The organism is Ruegeria sp. N8 (genome assembly GCF_056531325.1).
Window position 1 is genome coordinate 538,490 of sequence record NZ_JBQFLQ010000002.1, and the last position, 15,416, is coordinate 553,905.

Annotated in this window: 17 protein-coding genes, 1 other RNA gene and 1 pseudogene; 12 read left to right on the forward strand and 7 right to left on the reverse strand. The window is 60.9% G+C overall.

Going from position 1 to position 15,416, the window contains the following annotated elements:
• Positions 1 to 4: 4 nt before the first annotated feature.
• From rnpB to gatC, 5 genes are all read right to left on the reverse strand, one after another.
• An RNA gene (rnpB, locus tag ACR0C5_RS06745) (RNase P RNA component class A) lies at positions 5 to 398 on the reverse strand.
• 126 nt (positions 399 to 524) lie between these two features.
• Positions 525 to 1,241 carry an N-acetylmuramoyl-L-alanine amidase gene (locus ACR0C5_RS06750; RefSeq protein ID WP_480875472.1) on the reverse strand — a complete coding sequence of 239 codons (717 nt, stop codon included), beginning with the start codon at positions 1,239 to 1,241 and terminating at the stop codon, positions 525 to 527.
• A complete protein-coding gene (locus ACR0C5_RS06755; RefSeq protein WP_480875474.1) occupies positions 1,192 to 1,920 on the reverse strand; it encodes a hypothetical protein in 729 nt (242 codons plus the stop codon). Before ACR0C5_RS06755 ends, ACR0C5_RS06750 begins: the two co-directional genes overlap by 50 nt.
• 40 nt (positions 1,921 to 1,960) lie before the next feature.
• On the reverse strand, positions 1,961 to 3,448 hold the full coding sequence (gatA, locus tag ACR0C5_RS06760) for an Asp-tRNA(Asn)/Glu-tRNA(Gln) amidotransferase subunit GatA (protein ID WP_480875476.1): 1,488 nt from the start codon (positions 3,446 to 3,448) through the stop codon (positions 1,961 to 1,963).
• Positions 3,449 to 3,451: 3 nt separating this feature from the next.
• The gene (gatC, locus tag ACR0C5_RS06765; RefSeq protein WP_170325838.1) at positions 3,452 to 3,739 is read right to left on the reverse strand and encodes an Asp-tRNA(Asn)/Glu-tRNA(Gln) amidotransferase subunit GatC; all 288 of its coding nucleotides are present in this window, start codon (positions 3,737 to 3,739) and stop codon (positions 3,452 to 3,454) included.
• 226 nt (positions 3,740 to 3,965) lie between these two features.
• Here gatC and ACR0C5_RS06770 point away from each other — a divergent pair, with 226 nt between their 5' ends.
• Together ACR0C5_RS06770 and ACR0C5_RS06775 are read left to right on the forward strand one after the other, a co-directional pair.
• Positions 3,966 to 4,124, forward strand: a complete 159-nt coding sequence (locus ACR0C5_RS06770) for a hypothetical protein (protein ID WP_170769114.1) — start codon at positions 3,966 to 3,968, stop codon at positions 4,122 to 4,124.
• Between the two features lie 123 nt (positions 4,125 to 4,247).
• On the forward strand, positions 4,248 to 4,811 hold the full coding sequence (locus ACR0C5_RS06775; protein ID WP_480875480.1) for a DUF4202 domain-containing protein: 564 nt from the start codon (positions 4,248 to 4,250) through the stop codon (positions 4,809 to 4,811).
• On the opposite strand, the gene ACR0C5_RS06780 is transcribed toward ACR0C5_RS06775, so the two are convergent.
• Positions 4,808 to 5,458, reverse strand: a complete 651-nt coding sequence (locus tag ACR0C5_RS06780; protein WP_480875483.1) for a ceramidase domain-containing protein — start codon at positions 5,456 to 5,458, stop codon at positions 4,808 to 4,810. The two genes, ACR0C5_RS06775 and ACR0C5_RS06780, sit on opposite strands and share 4 nt — an antisense overlap.
• A 59-nt stretch (positions 5,459 to 5,517) precedes the next feature.
• Here ACR0C5_RS06780 and ACR0C5_RS06785 point away from each other — a divergent pair, with 59 nt between their 5' ends.
• Positions 5,518 to 6,210: a metal-dependent hydrolase gene (locus ACR0C5_RS06785; protein ID WP_480875486.1), complete on the forward strand. Its 693-nt coding sequence runs from the start codon at positions 5,518 to 5,520 to the stop codon at positions 6,208 to 6,210.
• Here the strand turns inward: ACR0C5_RS06785 and ACR0C5_RS06790 are convergent.
• Positions 6,200 to 6,658: a nucleoside deaminase gene (locus ACR0C5_RS06790; protein WP_480875487.1), complete on the reverse strand. Its 459-nt coding sequence runs from the start codon at positions 6,656 to 6,658 to the stop codon at positions 6,200 to 6,202. The two genes, ACR0C5_RS06785 and ACR0C5_RS06790, sit on opposite strands and share 11 nt — an antisense overlap.
• 61 nt (positions 6,659 to 6,719) lie before the next feature.
• Between ACR0C5_RS06790 and ACR0C5_RS06795 the strand changes: the two are divergent.
• The 9 genes and pseudogenes from ACR0C5_RS06795 to ACR0C5_RS06835 form a co-directional block, all read left to right on the forward strand.
• Positions 6,720 to 7,526 (forward strand): annotated as a pseudogene (locus ACR0C5_RS06795) (pseudouridine synthase); the annotation flags it as partial.
• Positions 7,527 to 7,703: 177 nt separating this feature from the next.
• Positions 7,704 to 8,612 (forward strand): 5-bromo-4-chloroindolyl phosphate hydrolysis family protein, encoded by a 909-nt coding sequence (locus ACR0C5_RS06800; protein ID WP_480875489.1) that lies wholly within the window; start codon positions 7,704 to 7,706, stop codon positions 8,610 to 8,612.
• Between the two features lie 30 nt (positions 8,613 to 8,642).
• On the forward strand, positions 8,643 to 9,833 hold the full coding sequence (locus ACR0C5_RS06805) for a toxic anion resistance protein (RefSeq protein WP_170788235.1): 1,191 nt from the start codon (positions 8,643 to 8,645) through the stop codon (positions 9,831 to 9,833).
• A complete protein-coding gene (locus tag ACR0C5_RS06810) occupies positions 9,833 to 10,795 on the forward strand; it encodes a DUF2927 domain-containing protein (protein WP_480875705.1) in 963 nt (320 codons plus the stop codon). The genes ACR0C5_RS06805 and ACR0C5_RS06810 overlap by 1 nt, the downstream gene beginning before the upstream one ends.
• 21 nt (positions 10,796 to 10,816) lie before the next feature.
• A complete protein-coding gene (locus ACR0C5_RS06815) occupies positions 10,817 to 11,965 on the forward strand; it encodes an SPFH domain-containing protein (protein ID WP_480875493.1) in 1,149 nt (382 codons plus the stop codon).
• 20 nt (positions 11,966 to 11,985) lie between these two features.
• Complete coding sequence (locus tag ACR0C5_RS06820) at positions 11,986 to 13,074, forward strand: TFIIB-type zinc finger domain-containing protein (protein ID WP_480875495.1); 1,089 nt, start codon at positions 11,986 to 11,988, stop codon at positions 13,072 to 13,074.
• 88 nt (positions 13,075 to 13,162) lie between these two features.
• On the forward strand, positions 13,163 to 13,831 hold the full coding sequence (locus ACR0C5_RS06825) for a nitroreductase (RefSeq protein ID WP_170769104.1): 669 nt from the start codon (positions 13,163 to 13,165) through the stop codon (positions 13,829 to 13,831).
• A 30-nt stretch (positions 13,832 to 13,861) separates the two neighbouring features.
• Positions 13,862 to 14,299, forward strand: coding sequence for a D-aminoacyl-tRNA deacylase (gene dtd / locus ACR0C5_RS06830; RefSeq protein ID WP_170769103.1), 438 nt, complete (start codon positions 13,862 to 13,864; stop codon positions 14,297 to 14,299).
• Positions 14,299 to 15,402 carry a glycerate kinase type-2 family protein gene (locus tag ACR0C5_RS06835; RefSeq protein ID WP_170769102.1) on the forward strand — a complete coding sequence of 368 codons (1,104 nt, stop codon included), beginning with the start codon at positions 14,299 to 14,301 and terminating at the stop codon, positions 15,400 to 15,402. Before dtd ends, ACR0C5_RS06835 begins: the two co-directional genes overlap by 1 nt.
• Positions 15,403 to 15,416: the final 14 nt, after the last annotated feature.

Below are 15,416 nucleotides of genomic sequence, written 5' to 3' on the forward strand. Positions count from 1 at the left end.
AAATATGCGCGGAGGGCCTGTAAGCCGGATCTTGTTCCGGGGTTGCCCCCTTCGATGACCATTCCTCTAGGCCGTGCATTGCTGCGCGGCTCAAGCTGCCAACCCGGTCCCTCTGGGCCAAGACAGGCTTAGCGGCGGTATCGGCGGACGCCGACCGGCCCGCGCGGGGACCCTATTTGGCATTGCTCCCGGTGGGGCTTGCCGTGCCGCCCCTGTTGCCAGCGGCGCGGTGGGCTCTTACCCCACCGTTTCACCCTTACCACACGCATGTGGCGGTCTGATTTCTGTGGCGCTTTCCGTCGGGTTGCCCCGCCCGGGCGTTACCCGGCACCGCTGTCTTGTGGAGTCCGGACTTTCCTCTCGGGCCCTTGGGCCCCAGCGGCCATCCGGCCCTCCGCGCATGGGATGGGTTAGGCGTTGGGCCCAGCGGCGTCAAGAGTTGATCGGTAGGTAGAAGGGGCCAGCCCCTTCTTGGCCTGCGGCCAATTCAACCCCGGGATATTTTTGGCCAGATGAAGGGCGGATCATGCGCTAGCGGCAGGCGGCATCAACGGAATGAAGTCTTCGGCAGTCAGGGGTCCGGTCGCCCAGGGGCGATATCTGAGGCGGATTGTTGACAGGATAGTTTTGTCATCCGCGTCGGCGGTGTATCCGGCCGCTTGCGCGCAGGCGCGAAAGGACGCCGGCGAGGTGTCTTGCGGGGGTGCGCTGTTGCCGCGGCTGGCGGCAAGCGCCTGGCGTTCCAACCTTAGCCAGTCGAACCGAGGGCCGGGGTCGATTTTGCGGCCCGGAGCCATGTCGGAATGACCAATAATGCCGGTTTCGGGGATATTCCAGCGGGTCATGATGGCAGGTAACAGGGCCTCAAGCGAGGTCATCAGCGGATCGGAAAAGGGGTGATCGCCGCGATTATCCAATTCGATCCCAATGGAGCGCGAGTTTATGTCGCTTTGCCCCATCCACTCCCCCGCGCCCGCATGCCACGCACGGTCTGTTTCCTGCACCATGTGCCAGAGCGTTCCGTCTGCGCCGATCAGGTAGTGGGCCGAGACCTCGTATTGCGGATCGGACAGGCGGGTCAGCGCGGCTTGCGCGCTGCTCATCGCTGTATAGTGCAGGACGATCAGGCTGGGTTTCAGGCTATCCCGTCGCGGACCAAAGTTGGGCGACGGATGCCAGATCGGGCTCAGCTCAGTTTGCGACGGCACTGCGGAACGGGCTTGGGTCCCAGCTGCATGCATAGCCATCCCCATCCGGGTCCAGACCCTTGCGGTCGCGTTGCGGGCCGCCGTTGGCCAAGAACTCGATCTGCGCTTGATCCGCCGAGGGGAACTTGGCGCAGTTGCGCTCCGCTTTGGCTTGCAGGTTGAACCCCGCCCGGCTGTAGAGCTGTGTTCCGACCGGGTTGGATGTATTCAGCGCATATTGGACGATATTAGGCTGTCCGTCGGTGCCACGCTGCGGGACCGCGGTAGGGGCGACCACTTCGTAGGTCTGGCGGTTTTGCTCGATCCGGGCCGCGTCCGATTCGATCGTGCGTCGGTCGGATACAGCGGCGAAATCCTGTTCGTCAGAGATGGTGTTATTGCTTGGGATCGCGGTTTGAACCGGGGCCGTCGTGGCCGGATCAAAGCCGCCCACTGGCTGCGCATTGGACGTACTGGCCAAGGCTGCCGCCGTGGCCGAGGCCAAGTCGGCATTTTCACCTATCGGGGGCAGCGCGGAGCCCGGTGCTCCCAGAGCCTGTTCAGACACATCTACGGGACTGGTCAGCGGGTTGCCCGTATATCCCTGCCCCGTCAGCGCGGCCTCGCGCTGTGCTTGATAGGAGGGTGTGTTGAACCCGGCGCCCTGAATGGGGGCCACCGTATTGCAGGCGGTTACAAGCCCGAGTGCGGGGATCAGAAGCGTGATGCGCATCCTGCTGCTCCGTGTTGCGATGTCTTGCCTTGGCCCAGACCTACCACCATTTGCCCGGTTTGGCCACAAAGCCTGCCGCGTTTTCCAGCGCGTAGGCCGTATTAAGCAGATCACCCTCTTCCCAAGGGCGACCGATCAGTTGCAGACCCAGCGGCAACCCTTGCGCATCCAGTCCGGCGGGGACTGAAACACCCGGAAGACCGGCGAGATTCACGGTGACGGTGAAGACGTCGTTCAGATACATCTGGACCGGATCGGCCTCGGTCATCTCGCCAAGACCAAACGAGGCCGAAGGGGTGGCTGGGGTCAAGATCGCATCGACACCTGCGGCGAAGACGTCTTCAAAGTCTTTCTTGATCAGGGTGCGAACACGACGTGCGCGGTTGTAATAGGCGTCGTAGAAACCAGCCGACAGCACATAAGTGCCGATCATCACGCGGCGCTGTACCTCGTGGCCAAAACCCTCGGCGCGGGTTTTCTCGTACATCTCGGTGATGCCATCGCCTTGCGCCAGATGCGCGCGGCGGCCATAGCGGACACCGTCATAACGGGCGAGGTTCGAGGACGCCTCGGCCGGAGCAATCACGTAATAGGCTGGCAGCGCGTATTTCGTGTGCGGCAGCGAGATGTCAACGATCTCGGCCCCCGCGGCCTTGAGCATCTCGGCGCCATCGGCCCAAAGCTTTTCGATCTCGGCGGGCATTCCGTCCATGCGGTATTCTTTCGGAATGCCGATCTTTTTACCTTTGATATCGCCGGTCAGCATTTCTTCGAAGTTGGGTACGGCCAGCTCGGCGCTGGTTGAATCCTTGGGGTCATGGCCACACATGGTTTCCAGCATGATCGCCGCATCGCGCACGTTCTTGGTCATCGGACCGGCCTGATCCAGCGAGGAGGCAAAGGCCACGATGCCCCAGCGCGAGCAGCGGCCATATGTGGGTTTGATGCCGGTGATGCCAACAAAAGCGGCGGGCTGACGGATCGAGCCGCCGGTATCGGTGCCGGTTGCCGCCAGACAAAGGTCGGCAGCCACAGCAGACGCCGAACCTCCTGACGAGCCGCCAGGTGTCAGTTGCGCGTCGTCATTGCCGCGCCGCCACGGGCTGACCGCGTTTCCGTAGACCGAGGTTTCGTTGGACGAGCCCATGGCGAATTCGTCCATGTTCAGCTTGCCCAGCATCACGGCACCGGCATCGGCCAGTTGCTGAGACACAGTGGATTCGTATTCCGGCTTGAAGCCTTCCAGAATCTTCGAGGCCGCCTGCGAGGGCACGCCCTTGGTGCAGAACAGATCCTTGATGCCGATCGGCAGACCACACATGGAAGGCGCGTCGCCTTCCCTGATGCGTGCGTCCGCGGCCTTGGCGCGCTCCAGCGCGATCTCGGGCGTTTTGTGGACGAAAGCGTTCAGCGCGTCGGCGTCATCAATGGCCTTCAGGCAGGATTCGGTCAGCTCGACCGAGGTCACATCACCCTTGCGCAGCGCGTCGCGGGCCTCGGTCAGACCCAGTTTGTTCAGATCGCTCATATCTTACTCCACCACTTTGGGGACTGCGAAAAAGCCCTCGCGCGCGTCGGGGGCGTTTGCCAGAACCTTGTCCTGCTGGTTTCCGTCGGTGACCACATCTTCGCGCCGTTTCAGGCGCATCGGCTCGACCGAGACCATGGGCTCGACGCCTTCGACATCCACTTCGTTCAGTTGCTCGATGAACCCAAGGATGGTGTTGAACTCGGACGCCAGCGCGGGCAGCGCGTCATCCTCGACCTTGATCCGGGCCAGTTTGGCCACCTTGGCGGCGGTGCTTTGGTCAATCGACATCGGAAAACCTCTTGTGCGTTAGGGGGCATTTACCCGTCTGATGCCCCGGTCGCAAGAGCGGCAGAAGCCTGTTTTCCCCTGTGCCGGCCCAGACGGCGCCCTTGCGCCATCAATTCCGCATAGCTGTCATGCATAAAAGTAAACCAATTAGTTCATTTTTACTCTTGAAAAACTAAACTGTACTGTTCATTTCATTTACACGGAAACGCAATATCGGAGAAAGACGATGAAAACGTTCATGACCGCCCTTGTACTGGCCTCGACCGTTCTGGCCGCCCAAGCACAGGCATTCGGGCCGACCATGGACAGCCTGACTCGCGACCTGAACTTCCCCGAAACGGTCGCAGAGCCTGTCTCGCAAGACAAAACGAAGGTTGGTAAGTGATATGACCCCTTCGTCCGGGTCGGGAACTCCTCCTCCCGACCCGGGTTTTTACAATCATGTGCTGCGCTTAGCGTAATGACGCGTTACGATGCTCGAAAGATGTCTCATCCGACGGAGCCCCCGATGACCACCCGCAAGCAAGCCGTTCTGGACGCAATCGACGCGGCCAATACCCAAGACCCCACCCTCGAAGACGGTCAGCCGGCCGCATTGCTTTATGGCCAGCGGATGAGCGCCGAGCTGGACCGGCTGTTCCCTGACGCATCAGACCCGTTGCAGATCGCCGCGCGTGGACAGCATGTCGAGCGGTGGAAACTGGCGCGCAGCGAATACCCCGAAGGGCGCACGGGTTATCTGACCTGGCGCAAGGCGCAAGCCGAACATCATGCCGAGGTGGTGGCCGGTCTCATGGAGCTTAGCGAATATGGTGCAGACGACATCGACGCGGCCCGGCGGATGCTGCGCAAACAAGGCATCAAGCGCGATGCCGAGGTTCAAGCACTGGAAGATGTGATCTGTTTCGTCTTCCTCAAGTGGTATTTCGCACCATTTGCCGCAAAGCACTCTACCGAGAAAATCCTTAGCATCGTCGAAAAGACTGCCCGCAAGATGTCGGCTGAAGGTCGCGCGCGGGTATTGGACGAATTCGACCTGCCCGCTGACCTTGCCGACGCCTTTCGGGGTTAAGCCGTGCGGGTCATGTGCCTGCGGTAGACCTCGATCATCCAGCCCAGCATGGTGGCGTTCAGGATATGCCACATGAAATGCGTGCCCAACGGCAGGTGGCCGCAGATTGGTTCATCCAGCGCGCGGAACGTGATCGAGGCGATCAGGATCACCGCCCCAATCGCTAACCCTCGGGCCGCACCCGGTGCGCGATCGCGCAGCAGATAAGCATAGATCAGAATCAGTAAAGGTACCGGTGCGTAGGCTGATGACGCGCCCAGTCCCGGCACCAGTTGAAACAGTGGCACCGTCGCGGCAGCGTAGGGAATAAAGAGCGCGGTTACGGCTCCGGCATAAGCAGGTCGCATCTGCCAGACATCACGGTTGATGGCAAAGATATAGACCAGGATATACAGCACGATCGGCAGCACGTCCGCCATGGCGGCCCAGACCTGCGCATGAGTGTGAAACAGATAGCTACCCACGCCGATCGCCGCCAAAATCGCCACCAGCACCATTGCCAGCGCCATCCCCTGCCTACGCACCCGACGCCACATGATGAAAGCGGCAATCAGAAAGGCTGCGTTGGTCACGGCGTTTATGGGCTCGGCCCAATAGGCGGGCGACAAGCGCTCGCAATAGCCGTCAATTTCCTGAAACCAGTCCATAGAATTTTACATAGCCGATGCTAGGGTAAAGCCAACAGTCTGATCGGGAGGAATTATTCATGAATATCATTTGGCTGGGCCACGGCAGTTTCCGCATCGAAACTGGAGGACAAGTGCTGCTGCTCGACCCGTGGCTGACCGGAAATCCGGTTCTGCCCGAAGACCAGCACGACGCGGCGCTGGATGGTGCGACACATATCCTGCTGACGCATACGCATTTCGACCATGTGGTTGATGTTGTCTCGCTGGCAAAGCGCCTCAAGATTCCGGTGGTCGGCCAATACGATCTGATGGGGTATTGGAGCGAAGCTGAAGAGATCGAGACCGTTGGCTTCAACAAAGGTGGCACGGTAAACCTGAACGGCGTGATGGTGTCGATGGTTCCGGCCTCACACAGCTCGACCTTTTCCACGCCCGACGGCCTGCGTACCGGTGGCAGCGAAGTTGGGTTCATGATCGCGGGCGATGGTCACATGCTCTATGTGTCGGGGGACACGGACATCATGGCCGATATGGACTGGATGGGCGATTATTACAAACCCGATATTGGGATCCTGTCAGCGGGTGGGCATTTCACTATGGATATGAAAGGCGCTGCTTATGCCGCGCAGCGGTATTTCAACTTCAAAACCGTGATTCCCTGCCACTACAAGACCTTCCCGATCCTGGAACAATCCGCCCAGACGCTGATCGAAGGACTGCCCGGTGTCGATGTAATTGAACCCGAGGTGATGAAACCTATCACGCTTTAGGATCACGTCGCGTGGCAAAGAAGGTCTTCAGCAAGTCGGCGGCCTCTTGCCCTGCGATACCATCGTAAACCTCGGGCGCGTGATGCGCCTGAGGATGCGTGAACACACGCGCCCCATGCGCCACCCCGCCCGATTTCGGATCGGCCGCACCATAGTAAATGCGCCGGATACGCGCCGCAGACAAAGCGGCAGCGCACATCGCGCAAGGCTCCAGCGTCACATAGAGGTCATGATCGGGTAGCCTCTCGGACCCCACCTCAGCACAAGCCGCACGCAGAACCAGAATCTCGGCATGCGCCGTTGGGTCGTTTAGTTCGCGCGTGCGGTTGCCCGCCGCAGCCACCACTTGGTCGCCCTGCACGATGACAGCGCCCACCGGAACCTCTCCACGATCGGCAGCTGCGCGGGCCTGTTCCAGCGCGATGTTCATAAAGGACTTGAAAGTCATGCCTCTGACTGCATCAGAAACCTGTCTTTCGCAAGTCGGCGGGATGCGCTATGGGCTGCGGATGACCAAAACCCCTCCTCCCGGCGACCGGATCGCCAAAGTGCTTGCCCGTGCGGGCGTCGCCTCGCGCCGTGAAGCTGAACGCATGATCGAAGCCGGTCGTGTGACCGTGAATGGCAAGGCCATCACCAGCCCCGCCTTGAATGTCACCAGCAAGGACCGGATCACTGTGGATGGCAAGCCGGTGTCCGAACCGGAACCCTCGCGCCTGTGGCTGTATCACAAGCCCTCCGGATTGGTGACGACAACGCGCGATGAAAAGGGTCGCGCGACGATCTTCGACAACTTGCCCGAGGACATGCCCCGCGTCATGAGTGTCGGGCGGCTGGACTTGAATTCCGAAGGCTTGCTGCTGCTGACCAATGATGGCGGCATCAAGCGCAAGCTGGAACTGCCCTCAACTGGCTGGCTGCGCAAATACCGCGTGCGGGTGAACGGTCGCCCCAAGGACGAAGATTTTGCCCCTTTGCGCAAGGGCTTGGTGATCGACGGTGAGCGCTTCCTGCCCATGGATGTCTCGCTGGACCGCCAGCAGGGCGCCAATGCCTGGCTCACCATCGGGCTGCGCGAAGGCAAGAACCGCGAAATCCGCCGCGCGATGGAAGATATCGGCTATGCCGTGAACCGCTTGCTGCGTGTGTCTTACGGCCCGTTTCAGCTGGGCAATCTAAAGCCGGGCGAGGTCGAGGAAATTCGCCGCCGCGTCATGCGTGACCAGCTTGGACTGGATCCCGCACCCGAAGCCCCGGTCAAACGCCCGACCAGACCTCAGCGAAACAGGCCACCGGTCGGCAAGAAATCACGCAAGTGACGCGGGTTAGGCAACCTTCCCCCTAGCGCCAAGGCCCCTCATGCCCTAAATTTTCCGTGAGCATTGTCATTGGGGGCTCTCATGTCCGGCACCGGAGTACAGAAACTGGCCTATGCCGCCCTTTTGGCGCTGTTATTTGGTGTTTGCACCGGCCTTCTAGGGGGGCTGTAGACCATGGCCAAAAGATTTGGCGGAAAATACAGCCCGTCAGGTGACGCATCCACGTCGGAGAGCGAGTCGCGCGGGCAGTTCTACGGCGCACGGGTCGAACCTGCCGGTGCGCGCGCCAATCTGTTGTTTCTACCCGCCATCCCATTGGTGTTTTTGTCCCTGAACGATGGTGCCATCGGCATGACCGTCGGGTTGATCGCCGCCGCAACCCTGACCGGAGCTGCCTTCTTACTGCGCGAAGGGCTGCGGGCCGAGGCCGCCTATAACGCGCGCCGCACAGCGCGGCGTCCGGCGATTCCGCGAAAGATCTTTGCCAGCGTCCTGACTGGGCTTGGCACAGCGCTGGCCGCCTACCGCTCGGAACTGGTGGATGCAGCGGCTCAGGCGAGCTTACTCGCCCCCGTTCTTTTTGGAGCAGCCGCGACAGCACTGCACGCGGTGTCCTTTGGACTTGACCCGCTGAAAGACAAGGGGATGGAGGGGGTCGATACCTTCCAGCAAGATCGCGTGGCGCGGGTTGTGGAAGATGCTGAAAAGCACCTGACCGAGATGACCGACGCCATCAAGCGCGCAGGCGACCGCCGGATCGAGGCGCGGGTCGAGCAATTTCAGGACACCGCCCGCGATCTGTTTCGTACGGTCGAGGATGACCCGCGTGACCTGTCGGGCGCGCGCAAATATCTGACCGTCTATTTACAAGGCGCACGGGATGCGACCGTCAAATTTGCCGATGTCTATGCCCGCACGCGGGATGCGCAGGCGCTGGCCGATTTCACGGCCCTGCTGGACGATCTGGAGCAGAATTTCGCGGCCCGAACCCGCAAGATGCTTTTGGATGACCGCAGCGATCTGACGGTTGAAATTGACGTGCTGCGCGAACGGTTGCAGCGCGAAGGCGTCCGGTTGAAATGATCAGCCGGATTTTTTGAGAAAGGATTTCCCATGTCCGACGACATTAAGAACAAGGCGGTTGAAGCCGAAACACTGGTACAAGAGGTCACCGCTGTGACCTTGCCCGAACCCCAGTCCGAAGTTGTCCCGCTGGAAGAAGCGGACGATCCGGTCAAGGCCGAAATCCGCACCCGCATGGATGAGATCGATATGGACAACACGAACTCGATCGTGTCCTTCGGATCGTCGGCGCAGGCGGAATTGCAAGAGATCAGCCAGGCGATGCTGGCCGACGTGCGCAACAAGGATGTGGGCCCCGCTGGTGACAGTTTGCGCAACATCGTTACCACGATCCGAGGTTTTTCCGTCAGCGAGTTGGACGTGCGCCGCGAACGCAGCTGGTGGGAAAAGCTGATGGGCAAGGCAGCGCCTTTCGCCAAGTTCACCGCCCAGTATGAAGAGGTTCAGGGGCAGATCGACCGGATCACCGATGACCTTTTGGCGCACGAACATACGCTGCTGAAAGACATCAAATCCCTCGATCTACTCTATGAAAAGACACTGGGCTTTTACGACGAGCTGGCGCTTTACATTGCGGCAGGCGAGGAAAAGTTGACCGAGCTGGACAGCCATGACATCCCCGAAAAAGAGGCCGCCGTCCAGGACGCGCCGGAAGACGAACAGGTCATGCGCGCGCAAGAACTGCGCGACCTGCGCGCCGCACGGGATGATCTGGAACGCCGCGTGCATGACCTGAAACTGACCCGGCAGGTAACGATGCAGTCCCTGCCTTCGATCCGGTTGGTGCAAGAAAACGACAAGTCCCTGGTGACTAAGATCAATTCGACCTTGGTGAACACCGTACCGCTGTGGGAAACGCAGTTGGCGCAAGCTGTCACAATCCAACGCAGCGCCGAGGCGGCCTCGGCCGTGCGTGAGGCCAACGACCTGACCAATGAATTGCTTACTTCGAACGCGGCCAATCTGCGCCAGTCAAACAAGATGATCCGCGAAGAGATGGAACGCGGCGTGTTCGACATCGAAGCTGTGAAACAGGCCAATGCCGATCTCATCGGCACCATCAACGAAAGCCTCGCCATCGCGGATGAGGGCAAGGCGAAACGCGCTGCCGCCGAGCAGGAATTGCAGAAGATGGAGACCGAGTTGCGCGACACGCTGGCCGCCGCTAAGGCCCGCAAGGATGGGATCGGCGACAATGCCGGTACCGCCGTACCGGGCTGATTCGCGTGACCCTACGCGCCCTGGTCAAACCTGCTCTTGGGCTGGCTGCGTTGCTGGCCCTGGCCAATTGTGACGAGGCCCTAACCACGACTGTGGCACCGCAAGCCCCTGCGGCACCGGCGCTCCCTGCGGCCAATGCCTATGTGCCGCCCTCAGCGGCCAGTCAGGATCTGGCCCGGTTCTATCAGCGGGTCGAGGGCGATCTGCTGACCCGAGGGATGCTGCGCATTGACGGCGGCGGGCCCGATACGCCCTATGACGCGGACGATCTGGCGCGCAATTTCGAGGCTATTGCCTTTTACAGCGAATATCCCGACCACACGGTGACGATCCGCAGCCCGCAAACGGACGGGCGTCTCAGCCGTTGGGCAGGCCCGGTGCGCATACAGTCTGAATTTGCCCCTTCGGTGGCCCCAGACACTCGCGTGGCCGATGCGGCACTGGTCGATGCCTTTGCCACACGGCTGGCGCGGGTGACGGGGCATCCAATTTCGGTCGTGACGCGCAAACCTAACTTTCATGTCTTCTTTGCGGGTAAGGATGACAGTGCCTATGTGGTCAAACGCCTGAAAGAGCTGGTGCCGGGGATCAGCGCGCCGCTGCTGGATCTGGTGGCCAATCCGCGTTCGAATATCGACTGTCTGGTTTTTGCCTCGCAAACCCCGAGTGCGCCTTTCAAATTCGTGCGCGCGGTCACGCTGATCCGGGCCGAGCTGCCGGATCTGACCCGGCTTAGCTGCATTCATGAAGAGATCGCGCAAGGTTTGGGTCTGTCTAATGACAGCCCGGCGGCGCGACCGTCGATTTTCAACGACGACGACGAATTCGCGCTGTTGACCAGCCATGACGAGAAACTTTTGACCATGCTTTATGATCCGCGCCTGAAACCCGGCGTGTCCGCCGAAGACGCGCGCCCCGTGGTGCGGATCATTGCGCGTGAATTGATGGGCCAGCCGCTTTAGGCCCAAGAAAAGGAGACCCCAATGGGCATTTTCGATTTTCTGACCGGAGAATTCATTGACGTCATTCACTGGGTCGACGACACCCGCGACACCATGGTCTGGCGGTTCGAGCGTGAAGGCCACGAGATCAAATACGGCGCCAAGCTGACAGTGCGCGAAGGTCAGGCCGCCGTTTTCGTGCATGAGGGGCAGCTGGCAGATGTGTTCACCCCGGGTCTTTATATGCTTGAGACCAACAACATGCCGATCCTGACGACCTTGCAGCATTGGGATCACGGCTTTCAATCTCCGTTCAAGTCCGAGGTCTATTTCGTCAACACGACTCGGTTCAACGACCTGAAATGGGGCACCAAGAACCCGATCATGCTGCGCGACCCCGAGTTCGGACCCACGCGCATTCGGGCTTTCGGCACCTATACGGTTCGGGTCAAGGACCCCGCAAAGTTCATGGTTGAGATCGTCGGCACTGATGGCGAATTCACCATGGATGAGATCAGCTTTCAGATCCGCAACATCATCGTGCAGGAATTCAGCCGCGTGATTGCGGGCTCGGGCATTCCGGTTCTGGACATGGCCGCCAACACCGCCGATCTGGGAAAACTGATCGCCGCGGAAGTCTCGCCCGTGCTGGATGGCTATGGGCTGGAGATGCCTGAGTTTTACATCGAGAACATCTCATTGCCGCCGGCGGTCGAGGCGGCGCTGGACAAGCGAACCTCAATGGGGTTGGCGGGCGATCTGGGCAAGTTCACCCAGTATTCCGCAGCCGAAGCGATGACGGCAGCTGCCAACAACCCTAGTCAGGGCGGCGGCATGGGCGCGGGTCTTGGCATGGGAATGGGAATGGCCATGGCGCAGCAGATGTCAAACATGGCAGCGGGTCAGCCGGGCAGCCCGTGGGGCAGTTCCGCCCCCGCTGCCCCGCAACCCTCGGCGCATGTGACACCCCCGCCTCCGCCGCCGGTCGAGCATGTCTGGCATATCGCCGTGGATGGTCAAACCAGCGGACCGTTTTCCAAAGCCAAGATGGGTCGCATGGCCGCTGACGGAGAGCTAACGCGCGACACCTACGTCTGGACCGCCGGTCAGGATGGCTGGAAAAAGGCCGGTGACGTGCAGGAGCTGGCGCAGCTGTTCACGATCCTGCCGCCACCGCCCCCGGGGGCGTGAATTTTTCGTAGGGCTGTTAAATGACAGAAGAACACCGTTTCCCCTGTGACCAATGCGGCGCGGATTACCGTTTCAACCCGACCGACGGATCCCTGACCTGCGACCATTGCGGCCATTCCGAGGCCATCGGCGCAGGACCATGGGGCGGGGCCAGTCTGAAAGAACTGGATTTCGACGCCGCCATCGCCGACCGCTTGCCTGACAGCGAGATCGAGGAAACCCGCGTTCTGTCCTGCCCGAACTGCGCCGCTCAGGTCGAGTTTGATCCCGACACCCACGCGGCGGAATGCCCGTTCTGTGCGACGCCGGTAGTGACGGATACCGGCGTGAACCGGCATATCAAGCCGCGCGGCGTTCTGCCCTTTGCACTGGAGGAACGCGCCGCCCACGCTGCCATGACCGAATGGTTGGGTCGGCTGTGGTTTGCGCCCAACGGGTTGAAGGACTACGCGCGCAAGGGGCGTAAGATGCAGGGAATTTATGTACCCTACTGGACCTTTGACGCGGACACTAAATCCTCTTATCGCGGCGAGCGGGGCACGGTTTATTATGAAACCCGAACGGTCATGCGCGACGGCAAGCGCGTGCAGCAGCGGGTGGCCAAGGTGCGGTGGTCGCCGAAATCAGGCCGGGTGGCGCGGTTTTTTGACGATGTGCTGGTGCTGGCGTCGCACTCTTTGCCCAAATCTTATACCGACGCGTTGGAACCATGGGATCTGCCCGCGCTTGAACCTTACCAGCCTGAGTATCTGGCTGGATTTCGGGCAGAGGCCTACACGGTCGAGCTGCGTGAAGGCTATGGGCAGGCCCGCGCGCATATGGCCCGCGTGATCGAACGCGACGTGCGGTTTGATATCGGCGGCGACCGTCAGCGCATCCATGCGGTCGACACCGATGTGCGCGATGTCACCTTCAAACATATCCTGCTGCCGGTCTGGATGGCCGCGTATAAGTTCCGGGGCAAGACCTATCGGTTTGTCGTGAACGGCCGCACGGGGCGCGTTCAAGGCGAACGCCCCTGGTCTGCGATCAAGGTCACGATTGCTGTTACACTGGGCCTGCTGGTTGCGGCCGGGGTCGGTTACCTGGTGGCAACGGGCCAGCAATAGCAAACAACCGGGTCGGTGTTTTAATCGCTTGAACATCCCAAGCGCAGGCGTCATCTTGCGCGTCGTCAACACCGAAGGGGAGGTCAGTGTGACGCTATCCGATCTGAACAGATTGCTGGACCAGCGCCATTCCTGCCGTGCGTTTCGCTCCGATCCCGTTCCGAAAGAGCAGATCGAACAGATCCTGACCAGCGCAGCCCGCGTGCCCAGCTGGTGCAATGCGCAACCCTGGCAGGTCACTGTCACCAGCGGGGCTGAAACCGACGCCTTCCGCAAGGCGTTGCAAGACGAGGTTCAAACTGCCTCACACGAACCCGACCTGCCGTTCCCGACCACTTATTCCGGCGTCTATCGGGACCGCCGACGCGAATGTGGCTGGGCGCTGTACGAGGCAGTCGGGGTACAGCGCGGCGACCGCGCCGCATCTGCCGAACAGATGATGCAGAATTTCGCGCTGTTTGGTGCGCCGCATTGCGCGATCATTTCAAGCCCGCTCGAACTTGGATCTTACGGCGCGCTGGATTGTGGCGGGTTCGTTACCGCATTCACCCTTGCGGCGCAGGCCTTGGGGGTGGCGACCATTCCACAGGCGGCACTGGCCAGCTATAGCCCGTTCCTGCACCGTTATTTCGATATTGCCGACGACCGCTTGATCCTGTGTGCGATCTCGTTTGGCTATGCCGACACCGATCACCCCGCAAATTGCTTCCGAACCACCCGCGCCGCCCCCGAGGCATTTGTGAACTGGGTCGGGTAATCGCGATACTAATACCTACGGAGAAAAATTTTGCGCGCAGTTCTACAACGGGTCAGCCATGCCAGCGTTTCAGTCGATGGCACTGTCATCGGGCAGTGCGGTCAAGGGATGATGATACTGGTTTGCGCCATGCAGGGCGATGACGAGGCGAGGGCCGGCCAGCTTGCCGCCAAAATCTCGAAACTGCGGATATTCAAGGATGACGCGGGTAAAATGAACCGGTCGTTGTTGGATATCGGTGGCTCGGCCCTTGTGATCAGCCAGTTCACGCTGGCCGCTGATACGTCGCGCGGGAACCGGCCCGGCTTTTCCGAGGCTGCCCCGCCCGAGCTTGGAAAGCACCTGTATGAAACCTTCGCGCAACAACTGAGCGATCACGGCATCCCCGTTGAATCCGGTCAGTTCGGCGCGGATATGGCCGTTGAGCTGGTCAATGACGGGCCGGTCACGATTTGGATGGAAAACTGATGGAGCGAACAGAAAAAGCCCTGCGGATCTGGAACGCCGGAGTGGAGGCCGTGGGTGGCTATGCCGCGACGAAGGCGGTTCTGGGCGATATCGAAAAGCCTGATCAGATACTAGCCGTGGGCAAACCTGCGGCGTCGATGGCGCTTGCTGCGCTGGAGCATTTTGGCACAGTCCCGACGCTGGTCGTAACCAAGGATGACCATGCAGGCGACCTGCCCGACCACGTGCGGGTCATCGAAGCCTCGCACCCAGTGCCCGACGCGCGCAGTCTGGAAGGCGGGCGTGCGCTACGCGAATCGGTCGAGGGTCTGTCGACTGATGCGCATCTGCTGCTGCTGGTCTCGGGCGGTGCGTCCTCATTGGCTGAGGATCTGGTGTCGGGCAAAACGCTGGACGATCTGGCTCAGCTCAACAAACAACTGCTGTCGCAGGGGCTAGACATCACCGCGATGAACGCCCAGCGCCGCAAGCTTTCGCGGATCAAGGGCGGCGAGTTGTTGTCCCATTTCACGGGTCGCAAGGCGACTGTATTGGCGATTTCGGACGTGCCCGGCGACGATCTGAATGTGATCGGCTCGGGGATCGGCGTCTTGCCCGTGACCCGCGATTTTGAAGCAACGGCGCAGATCGTGGCCTCCAACGCCCATGCCCGCGCGGCGGCGGCCAGGCAGGCCGAGGCCGAGGGCGCGCGTGTCATCGCCAATGAAGAAGCGCTGCATGACGACTATCAGGCGGTTGCGACAGCTCTTGGCCCTCGCCTGCGCGATATGCCGACAGGCGTGATGGTGTTAGGGGGCGAACCGACCGTCGTCCTGCCCGAAACCCCCGGGCGCGGTGGGCGCAATCAGGCGCTTGCGCTGGCTTTGGCCAAGGAGATCGCGGGGGCCAAGGGGCTGACGGTAATCGTCGGCGGTACCGATGGCACCGATGGCCCGACACAGGCCGCTGGGGGCATCGTCGACGGAACCACATGGGGCGATGACGCGGAACAGGCGCTGCGCGATGCCGACAGCGGCAGCTTTCTGGAAAAGGCCAGCGCGCTGTTGGTGACAGGTCCGACCGGGACGAATGTTATGGACCTGCTTGTCGCAATCCGCGATTGAATTGACGATTTTCA